Here is a 17,809-nt window from a genome sequence, read left to right as displayed (position 1 = left end):
CGCGAGCAGGGAGCCGGTCACCGGCTCCCTCCCCACGTACGGGGTCGGTCATTGGGCGACTCCGAGCCTCGCCCCGAGCGCCTTGACGGCGAGGACGAGGAGCGTCAGCGCCACAGCTCCGCCAGGGCCGCGGCGGCGCCGTCGAGCTCGTCGTCGAGCCGGCGCAGCTGCTGCTGCTCGAGGTCCGCCAGGCGGGTGGTGAGCCGGTCGGCCCGGTCGGCGCCGGGCAGGCGCCGCAGCCGGTTCCCGGCGATGACGGCCAGGCGGTGCCGGGTGAGCAGCTCCTCCATGGCGGTCGCCGATGCGATCATGTCGTCGGCGGCGCGCCCGAGCGCGGGCTGCGCCGCCTCGGCGAGGCTGCGGGCGTCCAGCGCGGCCGCGCGGGTCGCTTCGAGGGCGGTCGTCAGATCGGCGGCGCGGCCGAGTCGCGCGTAGGTGTCGAGCAGGTGCGTCTTCGCCCGCGTCAGCACGGGCATGAGCGAGGAGGCGGGCCGGTCGCCGTCCGGGGTGAAGCGTGCGTGCTCGGCGAACATCCGCACCTGGCCGAGCAGCATCGCCACCCACGCCTGGGAGCTGATGCGCTCGATCTGCGTGTAGGAGTCCCGTTGCTGGGCTTCGAGGGCGGCGTACCAGCGGGGGTGGTCGGCGGCCGTCAGGCCAAGCTGCGCGAAGCGGTCGGCGAAGTGGACGCGCAGCGCCTCGAGGTCGTCGGTGCGTTTGAGGGCCGCCAGGAGCCGGTCGAGCCGGGGCCCGCCGGAGGGCGCCTCGGCGAACAGGTGCCGGTAGCCGCGCAGAGCCGCGCGGATGCGGTGGATCGCGGTGCATGTCAGCGCGACCGATCCGGGCTCGTAGCGCTCGGTCCGGGCGATGGCGCGGCCCAGGGCGTCGACCTGGTCGGCGATGTAGGCCTTGACGACGGCGCCGGCCCGCATCGGGGCGGCGGCGCGCTCGGCGCGGAGGCCGCCGGCGGTGGTGGTCGCGGACATGGCTCCCCCTCCCGGATGGCTCTGCATCAGTATCGCAGCGCTGCCGGGAGGAGGAGCCGAACTTGACGATTCGGAGTCTCGTCTAACCGACGATGCAGTCGAGCTCCGGCATCTGGGTCAGCGACCCGTTGAGGTTGAAACCGAAGGTGATCGATTGGCCGGAGGCGATATTGGCGTTCCAGCCCGACGGGCCGGCCATTTGCATGTCGCCCATGGTGGAGATCTCGGTGTTCCACGAGTTGGTGATCGTGATGCCCGAGTCGGGCGGCCACAGCCAGTGGATCATCCAGTCGCTGATGCCCGCGTCGGAGGTGTTGGCGACGGTGATCTCGACCGTCGCCCCCGAACCCCAGTTGTTGACGCTGGCCGTCGCGGCGCACTCGCCCTCGACCGGCTCTTCGCCCGGGTCGGTCCCGGGGTCGGTGGTCGGGTCGGGGCCCGGGTTGGTCACGCCGCCGTCGTTGCCCGGCAGGTTCGTGCCGGGCCGCAGCCCGGTGACCTCGCCGTTGCCGCCGTCGAAGACCACGTCGGAGCAGGCGTAGAAGTTCTCCGTGCTGTCCGAGCGGATCCAGTGCGTGAAGACCACGTGGTAACCCGAGCGCTGGGGCAGGGTCAGGTTGGCGTAGTAGTAGTTCGAGTCCGAACCGGGACCGCCGGTCTGGGGCGGGTCCTGGATGGTGTGGAACTTCTCGATGTCGTCCCAGCCGATCGGCTGGTTCGGGTTCCAGCCGGGCTTGGTGATGTACAGGTCGAACTTGCCCGGGTGGTGGGCCCAGTTGTTGTAGCGCCACTCGACGGTGTCGCCCGCGGTCACGTGGGTCCGGGGCCAGTTGCCGGGGTCGTTGAACGGCTCGAAGTTGTACGGGCCCCGTCCGCCGCCGTCGCAGAGCCGGCCGTCGGGGATGTACCCGACGGTCTGGCCCGCGCCGTTGGAGTCGAGGTTGCCGAACCAGTTGTAGAACGCGCCCGAGCCGGCCTCGTCCAGCGCTTTCTGGCAGGCCTCGTTGTACGGGTCGAGCGCGCCGCTGCCGGACAGCCCGTCGAAGTAACAGAAATACTGGCGTGAGCCCGGGAAGACCGTCGCGCCGTGCGCTTCAGACTTCGACTGGGTGAACACCGTCGACAGGGTCGCGGCCACCACGGCGGCGACGATGAGCGCCAGGATGGCGACGAGCCTGCGGCGCCTGCTTCGCAGGCCCACGGCTGCTGCTGTGGACATGAGGTTCTCCTCTGTCAATCATGGAGCGCTCCCAACCGGCTCTGTCGAACCTGCGCCAAACTGCTGTGCTGCTGATCTGCGGCCAATGCAACTTCGGAAACCTGCATTGTGATATTCGACTATATCGATGTACTGAGCGTTTCTGCAAACGGCCCGCTCGGCGAGGTGCCGCCCGCTCGATAGACTGGCGTCATGGACATCGGCGACACTGCTCCGGACTTCTCCCTCCCCGACGAGACCGGCGAGTCGCGCAGGCTCTCCGAGCTGCTCGAAGACGGCCCCGTGGTGCTGTTCTTCTATCCGATGGCGATGTCCGCCGGGTGCACCGCCGAAGCCTGCCACTTCCGCGACCTGACCGGCGAGATCGCCGAGCTCGGCGCGAGCCCGGTGGGCGTCTCGACCGACGACGTCGCCAAGCAGGCCGAATTCGCCTCGACGCACTCGCTGGGCTACCCGCTCCTGTCCGACGCCGACGGCGAGGTCGCCGCCGCGTTCGGCGTCAAACGCAAGATCAGCGCCATGCCGACCAAGCGCAAGACCTTCGTCATCGACACCGACCGCAAGATCATCGGCGCCGTCAAGAGCGAAGTGAAGATGAACGCCCACGCCGACCGGGCCATCGAGGTCCTGCGGGAGCGACAGTCGTCCTAAGGCCCGATGCCCGTTACAGGATCGCGCCGCGCAGCGCGTCGTGCAGCGGCATCGTCGGGCGAGCGATGAGGTCGCTCAGGTCCGTCGAGTTCGAGTCGAGCTCCCCGCGCGCGACGCCCTGGTCGGCGTCGGCGATGCCCGTCGCCGCGGGCAGCTCCAGGCCCGACTGCACCAGCGCCTGCGTGTAGGCGTCCGGGTCCATGTTCACGTACACCACGTCGGTCCCGGCGACCTTGGCGATCGCGGCGGCCAGCTCGTCGTAGTCGAACGGCTCGTCTCCGCACAGCTCGAAGACCTTGTCGACGCCGTGGTCCTCGGTCAGCAGCACCGCCGCGGCCTCGGCGTAGTCGTTGCGTCCGGCCGCGGCGACGCGGCCCTTCCCGGCCGCGCCGTACAGCGTTCCCGACTCGATGACCTGGTCGAGGTTCTGCGTGTAGTTCTCCAGGTACCAGCCGTTGCGCAAGATGAGGTGGGCCAGACCCGAGTCCCGCAGGTGGCGCTCGGTGCCGAGGTGCTCGTCGGCGAGGGCCACCTGCGAGGTGTCGGCCTTGAGGATGCTCGTGTACAGCACCAGGCCGACGCCGGCGTGCGCCGCCGCGTCGATGACGTTGCGGTGCTGGGTCAGCCGCTTGCCGACCTCGGAGCCGGAGACGAGCAGGAGCTTCTCGACGCCCGCGAGCGCCGGCCGGAGCGTGTCGGGGTGGTCGTAGTCGGCGTGGCGTACGTCGATGCCGCGCCGCGCCAGGTCAGCGGCCCGGTCGGGGTCCCTGACCAGTGCGGCGATCTGCTCCGGCGGGACCTGCCGCTCCAGCAGATGCTCGATGACGAGACGGCCGAGATTGCCCGTCGCCCCGGTGACGGCGATCATGTCGCTCTCCCCTCATGCGTGCCCCAGCGACCATCGAAACACAGTCGGCCAGACCTGTCAGGGCAAGGGCGAACTACGCGGCCAGGTGCCGGGCGAGCTCCCGGAACGCCTTCCCGCGGTGGGAGATCGCGTTCTTCGCCTCCGGGCTCAGCTCGGCGCTGGTGAGGTCGTAGCCCTCGGGGAGGAACAGCGGGTCGTAGCCGAAACCGTTGTCCCCGCGCGGGGCGCGGCCGATGCGACCGGCCATCTCGCCGTGGACGACGGTCTCTCGCCCGTCGGGGCGCACGAGGGCGGCGGCGCACACGAACTTGGCGCCGCGCCGGTCGTCGGCGAGGTCGGCGAGCTGGTCGAGCAGGAGCGCGTTGTTGGCCTCGTCGTCCTTGGCGCGGCCGGCCCAGCGTGCCGAGAGCACTCCGGGCATGCCGTTCAGGGCGTCGACGGCGAGGCCCGAGTCGTCGGCGATGGTGACCAGGCCGGTGTGCGCGACTCCGTCGCGGGCCTTGAGCAGGGCGTTGCCGGCGAAGGTCAGTTCGGTCTCGGGCGTCTCGGGGAACGCCTCGACCGCGTCGAGCCCGACCAGTTCCACCGAGGGGGACGCCTCGGCGAGGATCTGGCGCAGCTCGGCGATCTTGCCCGCGTTGCGGGTCGCGAGGAGGATCTTCACGGCTCGCCTACGACAGGAGGGTGCGGGCCTGGAGGGTGGCGAGCTCCTTGCAGCCCTTGATGGCCAGGTCGAGCAGCTGGTCGAGCTCGGTGCGGCTGAACGTGGCCTCCTCGCCGGTGCCCTGCACCTCGACGAAGTCGCCCTCGCCGGTGCACACGACGTTCATGTCGACCGATGCGGCGACGTCCTCCTCGTAGGGCAGGTCGAGGACCGGGGCGCCGTTCACGATGCCGACGCTGATCGCGGCGACCGAGGTGGTGAGGACCTTCTCGGGCTTGCGGGCGAGCTTCTGGTCTCGCAGCCAGCCGACCGCGTCGTGGAGCGCGATGTAAGCGCCGGTGATCGAGGCGGTGCGGGTACCGCCGTCGGCCTGCAGCACATCGCAGTCGAGAGTGATGGTGTTCTCGCCCAAGGCTTTGAAGTCCACGCAGGCACGCAGCGACCGGCCGATGAGGCGGGAGATCTCGTGGGTGCGCCCGCCGATCTTGCCGCGGATGGATTCGCGGTCGGACCTGGAGTGGGTCGAGCGGGGGAGCATGGAGTACTCCGCGGTCACCCAGCCTTCGCCGCTGCCGCGGCGCCAGCGGGGCACCCCGGGGGTGACGGAGGCGGTGCACAACACCCGGGTGCGGCCGAACTCGACGAGGACGGAGCCCTCGGGGTGGTCGGTCCAGGATCGGGTGAACTTCACGGGGCGCAGCTCATCGGCCGCGCGCTTGTCGGGTCGAGTCATCTCCACCAGCGTACGGGAACGAACAGGCGTGTGACACACTGGTTGCTGCCCTGAGCGGCATTGTGCCCGCTCCGCGGGCACACGCACGAGTGGCGACCGAACCTCCGGTTGTCCCACTCGGCTTCGCACGAGTGGCGGAACTGGCAGACGCGCAGGATTTAGGTTCCTGTGCCTTCGGGCGTGGGGGTTCGAGTCCCCCCTCGTGCACGTAGGGTTCCCTTTCAGGGACCAGGTGCTTTGGAAAGTCGCTTAGGTAACTTATCACCAAGGCCTGCGGATAGAGCAACTAAGACTGCTGAAAATTGAACTCATACGGAAGTTTCACTCAACTGAGAGTCGATAATATCCTAAATTCCCCTGGCTTCTCCAGGGCTCGGAGAGCAGCTGTATAGCGATTCTTGACGGGGCGGTATACGACATCGCTCCTGGTTGAGCTCCGAATGATCCATCCTGCGGACTGGAGGCGCACAATGACCGCTGGAACCAAGTCTTTGCTGGCCTGGTCAAGTCCGCGTGAAAGTGCACCTTCTTTCCTACCAGATCCTCGCTGATAGTATATCTTTTTCAGGATTGTCAGGGCTACTTTGAGCTCTGGATCCATATTGAGCTGCAGAATTCCCGCGGTTGTATGAGACTGAACTGAGTATTGCTCGATGTCACAGTCAATAAAATTTCCATCAAGCCACGAAGGGATTGACGTTGCTCCGTCCAAGAAACCGATCAGGCAACGGTGGAACGCAGGAAAATCTTGCCCTCTTTCTGTCATTGAAATATCAAGCGTCTGAATAATGCAATCTTGATACGAAATCCGGCCAGACAGCGGATCGTCGGAGTTGACAGATAGAAGTTCATAGATCACACCTTCGATTAGGAAGGTGGTTCCCGTTTCAACTGTTTCGGGTTCAAGCGCTGATACTGAGCTCAGCATGTCGGATAGAACTGCATCAAATCGATTGGCATTCTGTCGTCGTGTTGCAACCGACAACGCGGCACGGGAGGTAATGTTGTTGTCTTCGAGCCCCTTTGCTGCGACTTCAATTCCAAGCTCACTTGCGGCACTGAACCATGAGCTTACTTTTGACAATGGGTGCTCATCATACGGATTCGAGATATAGAATGCAAGATCTTCGCCATACGCTGTATCTGCGAGATTTCGGTCTACAAAGACGCGGTTCTCGTCCCCTGACATTGCCAATCCAGGAAGACGAAGCAGAAGCTGCAACCCTTCCCCATCGGGTTGTCGATTGTTGATGGTAATAAACGCATCTTTCATCATGTCCATATCAATAGGTCCAGTTTCGTCTCCCTTGGACCTTGCAAGTGTTGCAACGCGAGACAGAATTCTACGAATTGTGTCGGGGCGCACAGCGCTGAACATCTTGGCTTCCCGCTCGCAGATGGCGTTGAAGAACTTGCGCCAGGCTGCAGCCTGGTTGCTAGAGCTGGTTGCATTGAGATCAGCGAGCGCCTCTATGGCTACAAGGTATCCGATTAGTAGCGGTCGTGCCGGAAGCCAGTCAGGTACGTTCCATGTAACACCAGCGGCCTTCAGATATTCATCGACTTGCTGTTGTGTGAAATCCTGGATGAAGGTAAGATTATCCGAGGATTCGAATCCGAGTGTTTCTATCATTTCGACTTCAGACGAGAAATAGTGTGATCTGCCGCAGATCGCAACACCTGTTCCATCAGGTGTTTCTTCAACCAATCGACGTACAGGCTCAAGTGCTGCGCGACGCACTTCCTTTAGATCAGCTGCATTTCCCAGCCATCTTGTAGGTACGATCTCGTCGAATCCATCAAGTAGCAAGATACACGCACCGGCACGCCATGCTGAAATTAGACTCCGCTCGCTGGCAAAGCCAATCTCTTCTGAATGCCTTCGAAGAATTTCGGCTGGGCTTCTGAGTCCTGCACAGTCCCGTAGGTTGATATGGACTGGAAATGGTGTTAGGGAACTATCCTTCAAATGACGCTTACGAAGTTCATGGTAGAGTTCCCGCAAGGCGTGGCTCTTTCCTACTCCGAATTCTCCGAGAATTAGTGATCGATATCCTTCTCGAAGTTTACTAGCGAACTTCCTGATTCCGATACTGTCTTCGGCCTCGTCCGAAAATGAGACATCAACCTTGATATTAAGTCGTGCTGTGTCGCGCAGATATGAAATGCTGCCAAACGGGGCTTCATCTCTTGCTCGAAGGTAAGCAGTCGAATCGCAGATGCGTCGTTGGAGTGTATTAATGCTTGCTGGGTGAATAGTTACTTGTGCCTTTCGAGACTCCTCCGAAACTGTCCTCCTTTGGTCGGCCGTAGGCTCATTTCGTGTGATAAACCAACCAGTCTTTGTCTTGAAACTGTTTTCCGACATCTTGCCTAGATCATTTAGGAGCTCGCCGAGCTTTCGGGCGTCCTGTCGAGCCTTGGAGCTGCTTCCTGAAACCGTGAACTCATAGGCATGGATGGTATCCTCCAAGATGAACACAGCGTCGCGTTCCTTGCCGCGATGCATTATTGCTCCTTGGAGACCGTAAGGGTCATGTATCGCTCGGGCAATTTCTCTAGCGCGATTTTCAAAAGCATTGTCCGATTCGTTGATGCGGCTCATTAGTGGCCTCCAGCAGGGAATGGTGCGACCTAATTACAATATTTCAAGTGAGTGGGTGACATGCCAAAGAGGCTATTCATCGTGTTTCAGAAGATTGCGGGCAATCAGAGTTGTGCAGTAGCTTTGGACCGATGTGCTTATCGCGCGAAATCCTATGGTTCGCCCGAATTGACCGATGCTGTCGGTACCTAGCTGACTCTAATTTAGCATTGGGTTTGATTGCCGCGCTATCCCGTACGGTATCGAGTAGTTCGGTTCTGAGTACTGTAACTGTGCCTGCTGAGCACTATAGTGTCTGGTGGGATGAATTCATCAGAACAAGGATCTTGAAGCACGCCCAGCTCCGATGGAGCTTGCGGGGATGAATCTGGGACGCAGATGTCTGGCTACTTTGGCTTCAGATTGCGGGAGGTGGAGAGACTCGCGGAGACACATAGCGCTGCTCGGATGAGCTCGGTGAAATTCTGCTTCGGTGGGCTTGGCTCATCAATCGATTGCGGTGTGTGCGACTATGCCGAGTTGAAGGACGAGGATCGGAGTCTTAAGTGTCAAAACTAGTAGGAACGTGCCACCGCCGCTTCCGACGCCACCGAGTGAGCGCCGAGTATGCGGGCCGTGATGCGGCTCCGCGACCGGATGGTGGAGAAGTGACCCCCGAGATGCCGTTGTGCTTGCCGCGCTTCCGGGTCGGGAACCTCATATAACAAGCGAGTACCCCCGGGATCCAGAGCCGCTGCCGAACGCGCCGAACATGAGGTTACAGCCGGATCGGGCGGGGCATGGCGGATTCGCCTCCGTCGGGTTTCAGGCTCTGCCGGGCTCCTGCGGGTGGCGTCTCGATCCGTTCGCGCGGGCGGGTTCGTAGTGTCGCGTGGGGACGATCGGTGCGGCGGTCGTCGCCGGAGTCGTCACTCACGGTTCGCAACGGGTTTCGTTATGCCACCGCATGCGGTGCGGCTGTGGTAAAATCGACAGGCATCCCCCGTGAACCCCACGACAGTGCTCTTAGGAACAGGACCCGCTCGCCGCCGACGCCGCTCTCAGCAGAGGTGTGCTCCTCCGCTTGCCGGCCCGCCGCATGAGGGTCGTTCCGCTCCATGGCCTCGGCACCGCCGAGGCACCCCGTCCAGCACCGAACCGACCCGGTGATCAGACAGGTCACCCCGACAGCGAGCAGAGCAGTAGTCGCATCCAAGGAGCAGCACCCTCGATGCTCGAAGCCCCAATACAACTCCTCCCCCCAGTGACTTTCGTCGGCCCCTCCGCCACCGTCGGTCCGACGCCCGCCCGCTCCCGAGCGCTGCTGGCAGTGCTGGCACTACAGCCGAACCGCGTGGTCACCCAGGCCAAGCTGGCAGAGATTCTGTGGGACCGTCCCCCGGACTCCGCGAAGGCCAATATCCGGACACTGGTCGCGAACCTGCGGGCACAGGTGCGCCGCGCTGGGCTCGACGACCGGATTCGGATCGTGACCCACCGTGCCGCCTGGGGCGGCGAAGGCGGCTACCGGATCGAGACCGACCCGTCGCTGGTCGACCTGCTGACACTCGACGAACACACCCGCGCGGTGCGAGCCCGCTGCACCGAGTGCCCCGCCGCCGCTCTGCAACAGTGTCATGCGCTGTTGGAGATCAACTTGGAGGGATTCGGGGTCGACTTCCACACCACTCAATGGTTCGAGGCGACACGCGTGTCCCTGCTGAACACCCGCATGCTGTTGGAGAAGATGTCGATCTCCCTCAGGATCGTGCTCGGCGATTTCCAGCACGCACGGGACGAGGCGCGATCCCGCCTGGCCGAACGCGACGATCCGCAGCTCTCGGCCCTCGCCATCGCGGCGAACTTTCTGGCGGGTGACACGTTGGAGTCGCTCGACGGTATCCGGCGGGAGTCGGCCCACTACCAAAGCTATGGCGTGGATCTTCCCAGGCTGCTCCGGAGGGTGCAGCTGTCGATTCTCAACGAGGACCGCGCCAGCGTGGTCGCCGAGGTACAGCGGGCGCTGGGCCGTGTGTGAGCCGAGTGCCGTGAAGGCGCCCTGCGATGCCGGCTCCCTTGAGGCGACCGATGGACCGCCCGTTTCACACTTCTTTTCTGCGCAGCACCACTGACCCGACGGTCCCCGCGAGGACCGCGTAACCCAGCAGTACGACCGCGCCGACCCAAGGGTCCGGAAGCTGGGGCATCTCCCGTTCCACGGCGGTCATCAGCTGAGAGGCCACCCCGGGCACGAGGACCTGCAGCCGGTAGAGCCACTCGGAGTGGTACACGAACTGATCGACCAGTTCGAAGAACAACTGGACTCCGGTCGAGCTCGCCACGTACCCGACGGCGAGGACGACCGCGGCCACCGTGTGGTTCTGGAAGAACGTCGCGACCGACGATCCGAGTATCGACCATGTGACGTAGGCGCCGAGGTTGACGGCGACCGCGCCCAGCGGCAGTCGGAAGTCGGCGCTCGTGGTCATCGCGAAGACGACGGTGACGGCCAGGTTCACAGCCGTGGCGATGCCCCACAGAAGGACTCCGGAGGCCACCGAGATGAGGAACTTCGCGGCGATCACCTTCTCCCGCCGCGGTACCGCCAGGAAACTCGCTCCGAGCGTCCGGTGCCGCACCTCCGAAGTGACGATGGTCGCCGCCAGCAGCGCGGCGAGGAGCAGACCCACGTACTGCCCACTGGTCAGGAAGAGCGCGAACATGGTGTCGGGGTCGGAGAACGAATCGTAGTTCAGCCGCATCTGGGCCACGGTCGCCTCGGAGAGCTCCTCGCGAGGTCGAAGTATCGACGCCGCCAGGTAGTCGTCGAAGGATTGGAGGAACGCCCTCATCTGGACGGCGGTCCACGCGGACGCCACCAGCGCGCAAGCCGCGGTCCCGAGCGCGAACCAGCGCCAGAGCGGCAAAGTCCGGTACTTCAGGTACTCGCTGATCAGGACTGCTCTCATGCGCCGGCCTCCTTCGACGCGGTCAAGGCCAGCAGCGTCCGCTCGAGGCTGCTCCCCTCGGTGACGATCGCCGAGAGCGTGCCGGCGACGACCTTCCGCCCGCGGTCGACGATGAGGACCTCGTCGGCGAGCTGCTCCACTTCCGCGAGCACATGGCTGGAGACGAGCACTGAGCCGCCCTTCGAAGCGAAATCGCGCAAGTACTCGCGAAGCCAGTGCATGCCCTCGGGATCCAGGCCGTTCATGGGCTCGTCCAGAATCAGCATGCGAGGCGACCCCAGCATGGCGACCGCGAGCCCCAGGCGCTGCCTCATGCCGAGGGAGTAAGTGCGGACCCGATCCCGGGCGCGCTCGGCCAGCCCGACCGACGCCAACACCGCGTCGCACCGGCTTGGTTCGAACCGGCCCGCGGCGGCGGCGATCCGCAGGTGGTCGTAGGCGCTCCGATCGGGATGAAACCCGTGGTTCTCGAGCAGCGCCCCGGCGACCGACGCCGGGTTCGGCAGATCGCGGTACGCCGATCCCTCCAGGGCCACGGTTCCCGAGGTCGGCTTCGCCAGCCCGAAGATCATGCGAAGCACGGTGGACTTGCCCGCGCCGTTGGGCCCCAGCAGCGCCGTGACCGCCCCGGCGCCCACCTCGAACGACAGGTCGTCGACGACGGTCCTGCGCCCGTACCGCTTGGTGAGGCCCCGAGCGACGAGGATCGGATGGTTCACGTGCTGTTCCCCTTCGTGGTGAGCATCCGGTGGATCGGGGTCCGCGCGAATCGGTATCCGCGGTCGGCGTTCGCGGCGACTCGACGGTGGAAGTAGCCGAAGTAGGTCAGTGCGGCCACGGTCACGACCACGGCGGTGGCGACGCCTGTGGTCGTCCCGATCCGGTCCCATCGCCACACCAGATCGGCCGTTGCGGCGATCAGCAGCACGACGCAGGCGCCCTGGCCGGCCCGCAGCAGCGGCTTCGCCGCCCGAAGGCGGCGGTCGCCGCGGGCGAGGCGCCGCGACTCGGCACCGTAATAGAGCGCGGCGATCACCATGGGCGCCAGCAACGCCGCGATCGACAAACCCGAGATGGACCGGTCATCGTTGACCGTCGCCAGCCTCAGGGTCATCCAGATGACGATCGCCGACCCCATCATCATGCCGCTCTCGCGCCGGAGCTTGGCGATCACTCGATGTTTCAAACGATCTCCTAGGCCTTCTGGAGCTGACGGTCGATGAGGTTCGCGTAGGTGCCGTTGCGGGCCATCAAGTCGTCGTGACTTCCCAGTTCGGCGATCCGGCCGCGATCGAGGACGAGGATCCTGTCGGCGTCGCGCACGGTGGAGAGCCGGTGGGCGATGATGACCTTCGTGCACGCCAGCGTCTGCAGGTTGCGGTGCACGCGCTCCTCGGTGGCCGCATCGAGATGGGAGGTGGCCTCGTCGAGCAGGAGCAGCTTCGGCCGCCGCACCAGCGCACGCGCCAGCGCGAGCCGCTGGCGCTGCCCGCCGGACATGCCGGTGCCGCCCTCGCCCAGCATGGTGTCGTATGCCATCGGCGCCGCGATGACGTCCTCATGGATGCAGGCGAGCGCTGCGGCCTCCATGACCGTCGCGAGCTCCACGTCGTCGCTGCCGATGGTGAGGTTCGAGAGTATGGTGCCTCCGAACAGGTCCGAGTCCTGCGTGACGATGCCCGCCCGCTGCCGCAGGGAGTGGATGTCGGCATCGTCCAGGTCGAGCTCGCCGAAGCGGATCGATCCGACGCTGGGGCGGTAGAGCCCGAGGAGGAGTCGAGCGAGCGTGGACTTCCCGGCGCCGCTGCCACCGACGATCGCGGTCGTGGTGCCCGGTTCGAGGTCGAGGTCGATGCCCTCGAGGACATAGGGTCCGGTGCCCGAGTACCTGAAGGCGACGCCTCTGGCCCTGATCGGTGCATCCAGGTCCGGTGCCGGCCTGTCCCCTTCCTCCTGCTCGGCCTTCTCATCGAGCACGTCCCGAAGGCGGTCGAGGTGCACGCGGACGATCTGGAAGTTCTTGATGTTGCGGCCCAACTGCGTCACCGGGGCCAACGCCGCGCCCGACAGCGCGATGAGCGTCATGAGCATGCCGATCCGCAGCTGTCCTTGGAGGACCAGGGACGCTCCGATGGTGAGCAGCAGCATGGGTGCGACGACCGCGATGAGCGTCATCGTCGCGTCGATGCCGTTGTCCAGCCGTTGTCGGCGGATCGAGGCCTGCAGCTGCGAGGAGAACCGGTGCGACCAGCGACGGATCATGACCTTCTCGGCTCCGGTGGCCTTGACAGTCTCGGCGCTGTTGACGGCTTCGAGCATCGTCGACTGGGCCTCGCCCAGCAGGTGCAGTTCGCGTTCGGTCAGCCGCTGGGCGCGGTGGGCGGTGGAGGCCATGAGCACGAGCTGCGCGAGCGCCACGAGCATGATGACTCCGACGAAGAGCAGTGAATGGAGCCCGATGACGACGAGGTAGACCGCCAGCAGTGCCAGGTCCAAGACGACCGCGAGCAGTTGGCTGCTGATCAGGTCGCGCACATACGAGGTCGAGGAGACGCGGACGATGATGTCGCCGCCGCTTCGGATCTGGAAGAAGCGGTATGGCAGCGACATGAGGTGTCGGAGGAATCCGGTCATCATCGACCAGTCGGTGCGCGTCTGGAACCACAGCAGGAGCTCGGATCGGGCCAGTGTGATCAGGCCGTTCGTGGCGGCGAATACGGCGGCGCCGCCGGCGAGGATCCACAGGAGGTCCTCGTTGCGGGTCGGCAGGACGCTGTCGATGACGTAGCCGGTCAGAAAGGCCGGGAGAAGTCCCAGGAGGGTCAGCAGGGCTGAGGCGAGCACGATGACGCCGAGAATTCGCGGGTTGCGGGGGAAGTGCGGTGCCATGAACGACATCAGCCCGAAGCCCTGTCTGCGGCGCGGTTCGAACCGTTCGCCCGGGACGAGCTCGAGGACGATGCCGGTGAAGTGATCGCTGAACTCCTGGCCGGTCACGTGCAGGCGGCCTTCGGCGGGGTCGACGATGATCACGCCGCCGGCGGTGAACCGCTCAACGATCACGAAGTGGCTCATGTTCCAGTGGACGATCACCGGGAGTACGAGCTCGCGGAGCGCCTTCGGCTCGGCTCGGTAGGAACGGGTCTCCATGCCGTGGGCGCGGGCCTGGGTCAGGATCTCGGCGGCGGTGGCGCCGTCGCGGGCCAGGCCCATCGACTCGCGCAGTTCCGAGATCGGCGTGTGGCGCCCGTAGTAGCCGAGCACCATCGCGAGTGCAGCGGCTCCGCACTCGACTTGAGAGGCTTGGAGTTGCAGCGGCACTTTCGGACGCCTCATGCCCGGCCCTCCCCGCGGTCGCTGAAGATGTCGGTCAGCAGGGAGGCGCTCCCTGAGTTGACCGTGACGGTTTCGCCTTCGTATCCGGTTGCGGCGCCGAACGTCTCCAGGTCGACCAGCAGCATGGTCCCGGTGGCGCCGTTGCCGGTGACCTGTTCGCTGTCCGATGCGGTGCCCTCGAGTTCGGTGCCGTCCCCGAGGGCCAGGACGACGGCCTCGCCGACCAGGTTCGGGGGTGTGTCGCTGAAGGCGACGATGACGCTGTCGTCCGCGACGTCGACCACCATCCCCCTGGGGCCCTGGTCGACCTGGTGCCACAGCCCGCCCACTCCGAGCAGGACGAGGCTGATCATGCCGGCCGCGACCGCCCACCAGCGGGGCAGCATGGCCGCGGGGTTGAACGAGGGTGCGGTGTCGTGCCGGTCCATCCGGGCGTAGTTGTCGAGGGCTTCTTGGCGGTAGATGCCGCTCGGTCGCTCAGGTTCGGTCATGGCTTGCGCCTCCGCGAGGGGTCTCGAGTTGCAGCAGGTCGCTCACTCGGGCCGGGTTCGCTTTGCGCGCCAGCCCCCAGGCGATGCCCGCGAGTCCGGTCATGAGGCCGGGCGTCTCGACGCCGTGGGGCACTCCGCACAGCCAGCCGTTCGTCGCGCCGTCGGTGAGCATCGCCTTCCACAGGTACGGCAGCCGCTGCCGGATGTCGGTGTCGACGGCTATCGCGTCGAGCATGAGGAGGTTGCCCACGTCACCGTGGCAGATCGAGTGGTTGCCGGTTCCGGTGACCGGGTCGGAGTCCCAACCGGCCTGATACAGGATGCGGCTCGCCCGGTTCCGGTCGGCTTCCAGACGCGCCGGGTCGATGCCGTGGCCGTCGATGCCGAGGATCATGTGGCGGCCCAGGCCGATGCCGGGCGCGCCGTGGCACCAGGCGTTCATCACCGTTCGACCGCCGGGGTTGTCCGGTCGCAGGTCTTTCCAGATGCCGCTTTCGGCGTCGATGGTGGCGTTCTCGTACGCCAGCGAGCGAGCAATGGCCTCGCGGTATCGCTCGTCGGGATGCAGCGCGTTGAGCCGGGCGAACGCCGCCGCGATCCCCGCCGTCCCGTGGGAGTACCCGTTGAGGGCGGCGCCGTCGTTCATCGGGCTGGCCCATGCCCAGCCCGATTCGAGCACTTCACGGGTGCTGAGCAGCCGGCGTGCCGCGCGGTGGGCGAGTTCGATCGCGCCGCTTCCGGGGGCGACCGACTCCAGCGACTCCATGACCAGCATCAGACCCGCACAGCCCGAGACGATGTCGAGATTCGTGTCCTGGTCGACCAGCAGCTCGAGGATCGGTAGCAGGCGAAGCGCGGCCTCGGTGTAATCGGGGCGGCCGTGTCTCGATGCGGCGTGCGCGAGCACGTAGATCGAGCCCGCGACCTCGTTGTACGCTCCGATCGGGGTGAACTTGATCGACGGCGGTCCCGAATCGGGATCCTCGAGCGTGTCGACCAGTATCTGCGTACGCCTCACGACGTAGTCGTGCAGTTGTTCGGTGTCCTCGGCGAGACTCCGGTCTCCGGTGACGGCGGCGACGGCGTCCAATGCGTGGGTGATGCCGCCGACCCCGTTGTACAGCCCGATGGGTGCGGGAGCCAGCATCCAGTGCCGCTCGTCGACCAGGTCGAGTCCGATCCAGCCCATCGTGTCCTCGTCGCGGATGAGGAGGGACTGGATGCGCCTGGCAATCTGGAGGGCCTGCTCCTCGAAGTCTCCGGTACCGGCCGGGTCGGCCGGCATCGGCTGCGACCAGTTCGGCCATCGGGCCTCTTTGCCGACCATCGTCGTGGCGGCGATCGAGGCGTCGATGATCCACTGCTGGCGAAGGCGGTCGTCTTCGGACAGGCCGCGAATCCGGTCCTTGACATCGGCGATCGGTTTCGTCCGCCGGCCGACGGCTCGCGCCGGAGTGTCGCCGTACAGCACGCCGGTGGAGGTCTCGATGGTGAAGACCGGGACGTCGCCGGTGGCCAGTTCGGCGATCTCGGCCTCGATCATGGCGTCGCGTTCGGGACGCGACTCGTGACCGAGGTGGAGCCGGGCCAGGGATCGGTCCCGGTCGAGGCCGTCGCGGAGGAAGTCCGGGTGGGTGCTCTCCTGCAGCACGGTGCCGTAGACGTGGGTGGGGCGGGCGATGTGCCGCGTCTGCAGATGCTCGAAGGGCGCGATAGGGCCGTCCTCGGCGAGCAGTTCCTCCGCGCGGTTCTGGAAGAGGGTGTACACCTCCGAGAAGCCGGCGACGACGGCGTCACGGTTGTGGGCGATGTCGAACGGCGTCCCTTCCTCGTCGACCGGCTGGTTGCCCTCGACGTCCATCTCCGCTCGCTGTTTCACCAGCCTCATGGCGTCGGTCTCGGCGCCCTCCCAGATCGGCACGGGCATGGGGGTCTGCTGGCCGCTTCGACCGCTCGCGCCGGACATGTCGAGGGCGTGTGTGCCGTCGTCGTCGCGCATGACGATCGGGTCGGGGAGGAGCCCGGTCGAGTGGACCGAGTAGGCGAGCGCGATGGCCGTGACGTCCGTCGTCCCCTCGACCTTGGCCACCGCGTCGGTCTTGTCGGAGTGCAGCAGCGTCTCCAGGTCCACCAGGATCGGATGGTCCCCGCTGGCGATGATGTTCTCGAAGTGGAAGTCCGTGGCGTGCAAGGCGTACAACACGGCCGACAGCGCCCCGATGCGCCAGGCGAATCGTCGTGCCCCCGCCGCGTCGATCGCCTGATTGGACCCCAGGAACTCGGCCCAGCCGTGGTCCCCGCGGTTCAGCGTGGCGACCGAGACCAGATCGTGGCTCAGCCGGCCGGCGTTGACCCAATCGATCAGACCGATGTAAGCCATGTCCATGGCGAGGTCCCGGGGCTTGTACACGACGGTGCCCTCATCGAATCGGAGTATCCCCACCGACCGCCCGTGCCGGTGGCGGTCGCCCTCGCCGATGGATACGGATTCCAGTCGCTTGGCGTCGGCCATGCCGGGGATCGCTGACCTGATCAGGTCGAGGTCGTCGGCGAGCGCCTGGAACAGCTCGATCTGCGTCTCGATCCAGAAGCCCAGCTGCGTCACCACCAGCCGCGCCAGCACGCAATACTCTTGCCACAGCGGCACCGCGGTCTCCTCGGTGGACAGCCGGCGGCAGAAGTCATGGAAACGGGCGCCCGCGTCGTCCCCCGAGAGGCGGCCTTCGACGCGGAACACGTTCAGTTCGAGCACTGCCGAGCGCTGCATGAGGGAATGGAGGTGTTGCAGCGGCACCGTGTCGAGCAGCCGCTCCACGACCTGGTCGTCTTTGAGGACCGGATCGGACTGGGCAGCCGAGCGATCGGTGAGTTCGACGGAGAGCTCTTCCATGGCGCCTTCGATGAGGGGCCGGGCCCATTCGAGCAGCTGCAGGTCTCCGCGGAGTCGGCGCAGATGCGAGCGCCGCGTCAGGTTCCACCACCGCTGGAAGGTGCGGTGCCATTCCGGTTCGTCACCGCGACGGGACCGCAGGGACGGCTCGGTCTCGCCGAGAAGAGCGGTGAAATCCTCATCAGACAGGCCGATCGATTCGAGCCAGTCGGACAGTTCACGTCCCTCTTCGCTGAAGCTCTTGAGTTCACTCCACATTTCCCGGCGGCGGGCTCCGCGATCGGCGTCCGTCTCGCTGGGCGTCGATTTCCAGGACCGGCGTTCGGGCAGCGTCGAAGCGAGATGCCAGGGAAGCTCGGGGCCGAAGGGCGCCTCATTGGGCGATGCATGGTTCACGATGAGTCCGCTTCCGATTGGT

The 17,809-nt window shown here is 65.5% G+C and carries 14 protein-coding genes and 1 tRNA gene; 3 read left to right on the top strand and 12 right to left on the bottom strand.

The genetic code is table 11. The features are described from left to right. Window positions 1-104: 104 nt before the first annotated feature. A complete protein-coding gene (locus ACYVK3_RS02520; protein ID WP_460495683.1) occupies window positions 105-986 on the bottom strand; it encodes a hypothetical protein in 882 nt (293 codons plus the stop codon). 82 nt (window positions 987-1,068) lie between these two features. Further along, complete coding sequence (locus tag ACYVK3_RS02515) at window positions 1,069-2,205, bottom strand: lytic polysaccharide monooxygenase (protein WP_460495682.1); 1,137 nt, start codon at window positions 2,203-2,205, stop codon at window positions 1,069-1,071. A 192-nt stretch (window positions 2,206-2,397) separates the two neighbouring features. On the opposite strand from ACYVK3_RS02515, the gene ACYVK3_RS02510 reads away from it, so the two are divergent. Next, window positions 2,398-2,856, top strand: coding sequence for a peroxiredoxin (locus tag ACYVK3_RS02510; protein ID WP_460495681.1), 459 nt, complete (start codon window positions 2,398-2,400; stop codon window positions 2,854-2,856). A gap of 13 nt (window positions 2,857-2,869) precedes the next feature. Here the strand turns inward: ACYVK3_RS02510 and ACYVK3_RS02505 are convergent, their stop codons facing one another. The 3 genes from ACYVK3_RS02505 to rph all read right to left on the bottom strand — a co-directional run bounded on the left by ACYVK3_RS02505 (window position 2,870) and on the right by rph (window position 5,121). Next, window positions 2,870-3,724 (bottom strand): SDR family oxidoreductase, encoded by an 855-nt coding sequence (locus tag ACYVK3_RS02505; RefSeq protein WP_460495680.1) that lies wholly within the window; start codon window positions 3,722-3,724, stop codon window positions 2,870-2,872. A gap of 73 nt (window positions 3,725-3,797) precedes the next feature. Continuing rightward, window positions 3,798-4,388 (bottom strand): non-canonical purine NTP pyrophosphatase, encoded by a 591-nt coding sequence (gene rdgB, locus ACYVK3_RS02500; protein WP_460495679.1) that lies wholly within the window; start codon window positions 4,386-4,388, stop codon window positions 3,798-3,800. 7 nt (window positions 4,389-4,395) lie between these two features. Further along, complete coding sequence (gene rph, locus ACYVK3_RS02495) at window positions 4,396-5,121, bottom strand: ribonuclease PH (RefSeq protein ID WP_460495678.1); 726 nt, start codon at window positions 5,119-5,121, stop codon at window positions 4,396-4,398. 125 nt (window positions 5,122-5,246) lie between these two features. Here rph and ACYVK3_RS02490 point away from each other — a divergent pair. Then, window positions 5,247-5,328 (top strand) — tRNA-Leu (locus ACYVK3_RS02490). 118 nt (window positions 5,329-5,446) lie between these two features. Here the strand turns inward: ACYVK3_RS02490 and ACYVK3_RS02485 are convergent. After that, complete coding sequence (locus tag ACYVK3_RS02485; protein WP_460495677.1) at window positions 5,447-7,726, bottom strand: NACHT domain-containing protein; 2,280 nt, start codon at window positions 7,724-7,726, stop codon at window positions 5,447-5,449. Between the two features lie 1,210 nt (window positions 7,727-8,936). On the opposite strand from ACYVK3_RS02485, the gene ACYVK3_RS02480 reads away from it, so the two are divergent. After that, window positions 8,937-9,743: an AfsR/SARP family transcriptional regulator gene (locus ACYVK3_RS02480; protein ID WP_460495675.1), complete on the top strand. Its 807-nt coding sequence runs from the start codon at window positions 8,937-8,939 to the stop codon at window positions 9,741-9,743. A 64-nt stretch (window positions 9,744-9,807) separates the two neighbouring features. Here the strand turns inward: ACYVK3_RS02480 and ACYVK3_RS02475 are convergent, their stop codons facing one another. Genes ACYVK3_RS02475 through ACYVK3_RS02450 form a run of 6 tightly spaced genes read right to left on the bottom strand, consistent with a single transcriptional unit; the run spans window position 9,808 to window position 17,787 of the window. Beyond that, window positions 9,808-10,674: an ABC transporter permease subunit gene (locus ACYVK3_RS02475; RefSeq protein ID WP_460495674.1), complete on the bottom strand. Its 867-nt coding sequence runs from the start codon at window positions 10,672-10,674 to the stop codon at window positions 9,808-9,810. After that, window positions 10,671-11,393 (bottom strand): P-loop NTPase family protein, encoded by a 723-nt coding sequence (locus ACYVK3_RS02470; RefSeq protein ID WP_460495673.1) that lies wholly within the window; start codon window positions 11,391-11,393, stop codon window positions 10,671-10,673. The genes ACYVK3_RS02475 and ACYVK3_RS02470 overlap by 4 nt, the downstream gene beginning before the upstream one ends. After that, window positions 11,390-11,860 carry a hypothetical protein gene (locus tag ACYVK3_RS02465; protein WP_460495672.1) on the bottom strand — a complete coding sequence of 157 codons (471 nt, stop codon included), beginning with the start codon at window positions 11,858-11,860 and terminating at the stop codon, window positions 11,390-11,392. The genes ACYVK3_RS02470 and ACYVK3_RS02465 overlap by 4 nt, the downstream gene beginning before the upstream one ends. Window positions 11,861-11,868: 8 nt before the next feature. After that, entirely contained in the window at window positions 11,869-14,010 is a 2,142-nt protein-coding gene (locus ACYVK3_RS02460) for a peptidase domain-containing ABC transporter (RefSeq protein WP_460495671.1), read from the bottom strand. Beyond that, a complete protein-coding gene (locus ACYVK3_RS02455; protein WP_460495670.1) occupies window positions 14,007-14,501 on the bottom strand; it encodes a hypothetical protein in 495 nt (164 codons plus the stop codon). The genes ACYVK3_RS02460 and ACYVK3_RS02455 overlap by 4 nt, the downstream gene beginning before the upstream one ends. Then, window positions 14,488-17,787, bottom strand: a complete 3,300-nt coding sequence (locus tag ACYVK3_RS02450; protein WP_460495669.1) for a type 2 lanthipeptide synthetase LanM family protein — start codon at window positions 17,785-17,787, stop codon at window positions 14,488-14,490. Before ACYVK3_RS02450 ends, ACYVK3_RS02455 begins: the two co-directional genes overlap by 14 nt. Window positions 17,788-17,809 lie beyond the last annotated feature (22 nt).

It is taken from the genome of Glycomyces tarimensis (assembly GCF_054776215.1).
Note: the sequence above shows the minus strand (reverse complement) of the source record. Positions and strands in the feature narration are given on the sequence as shown.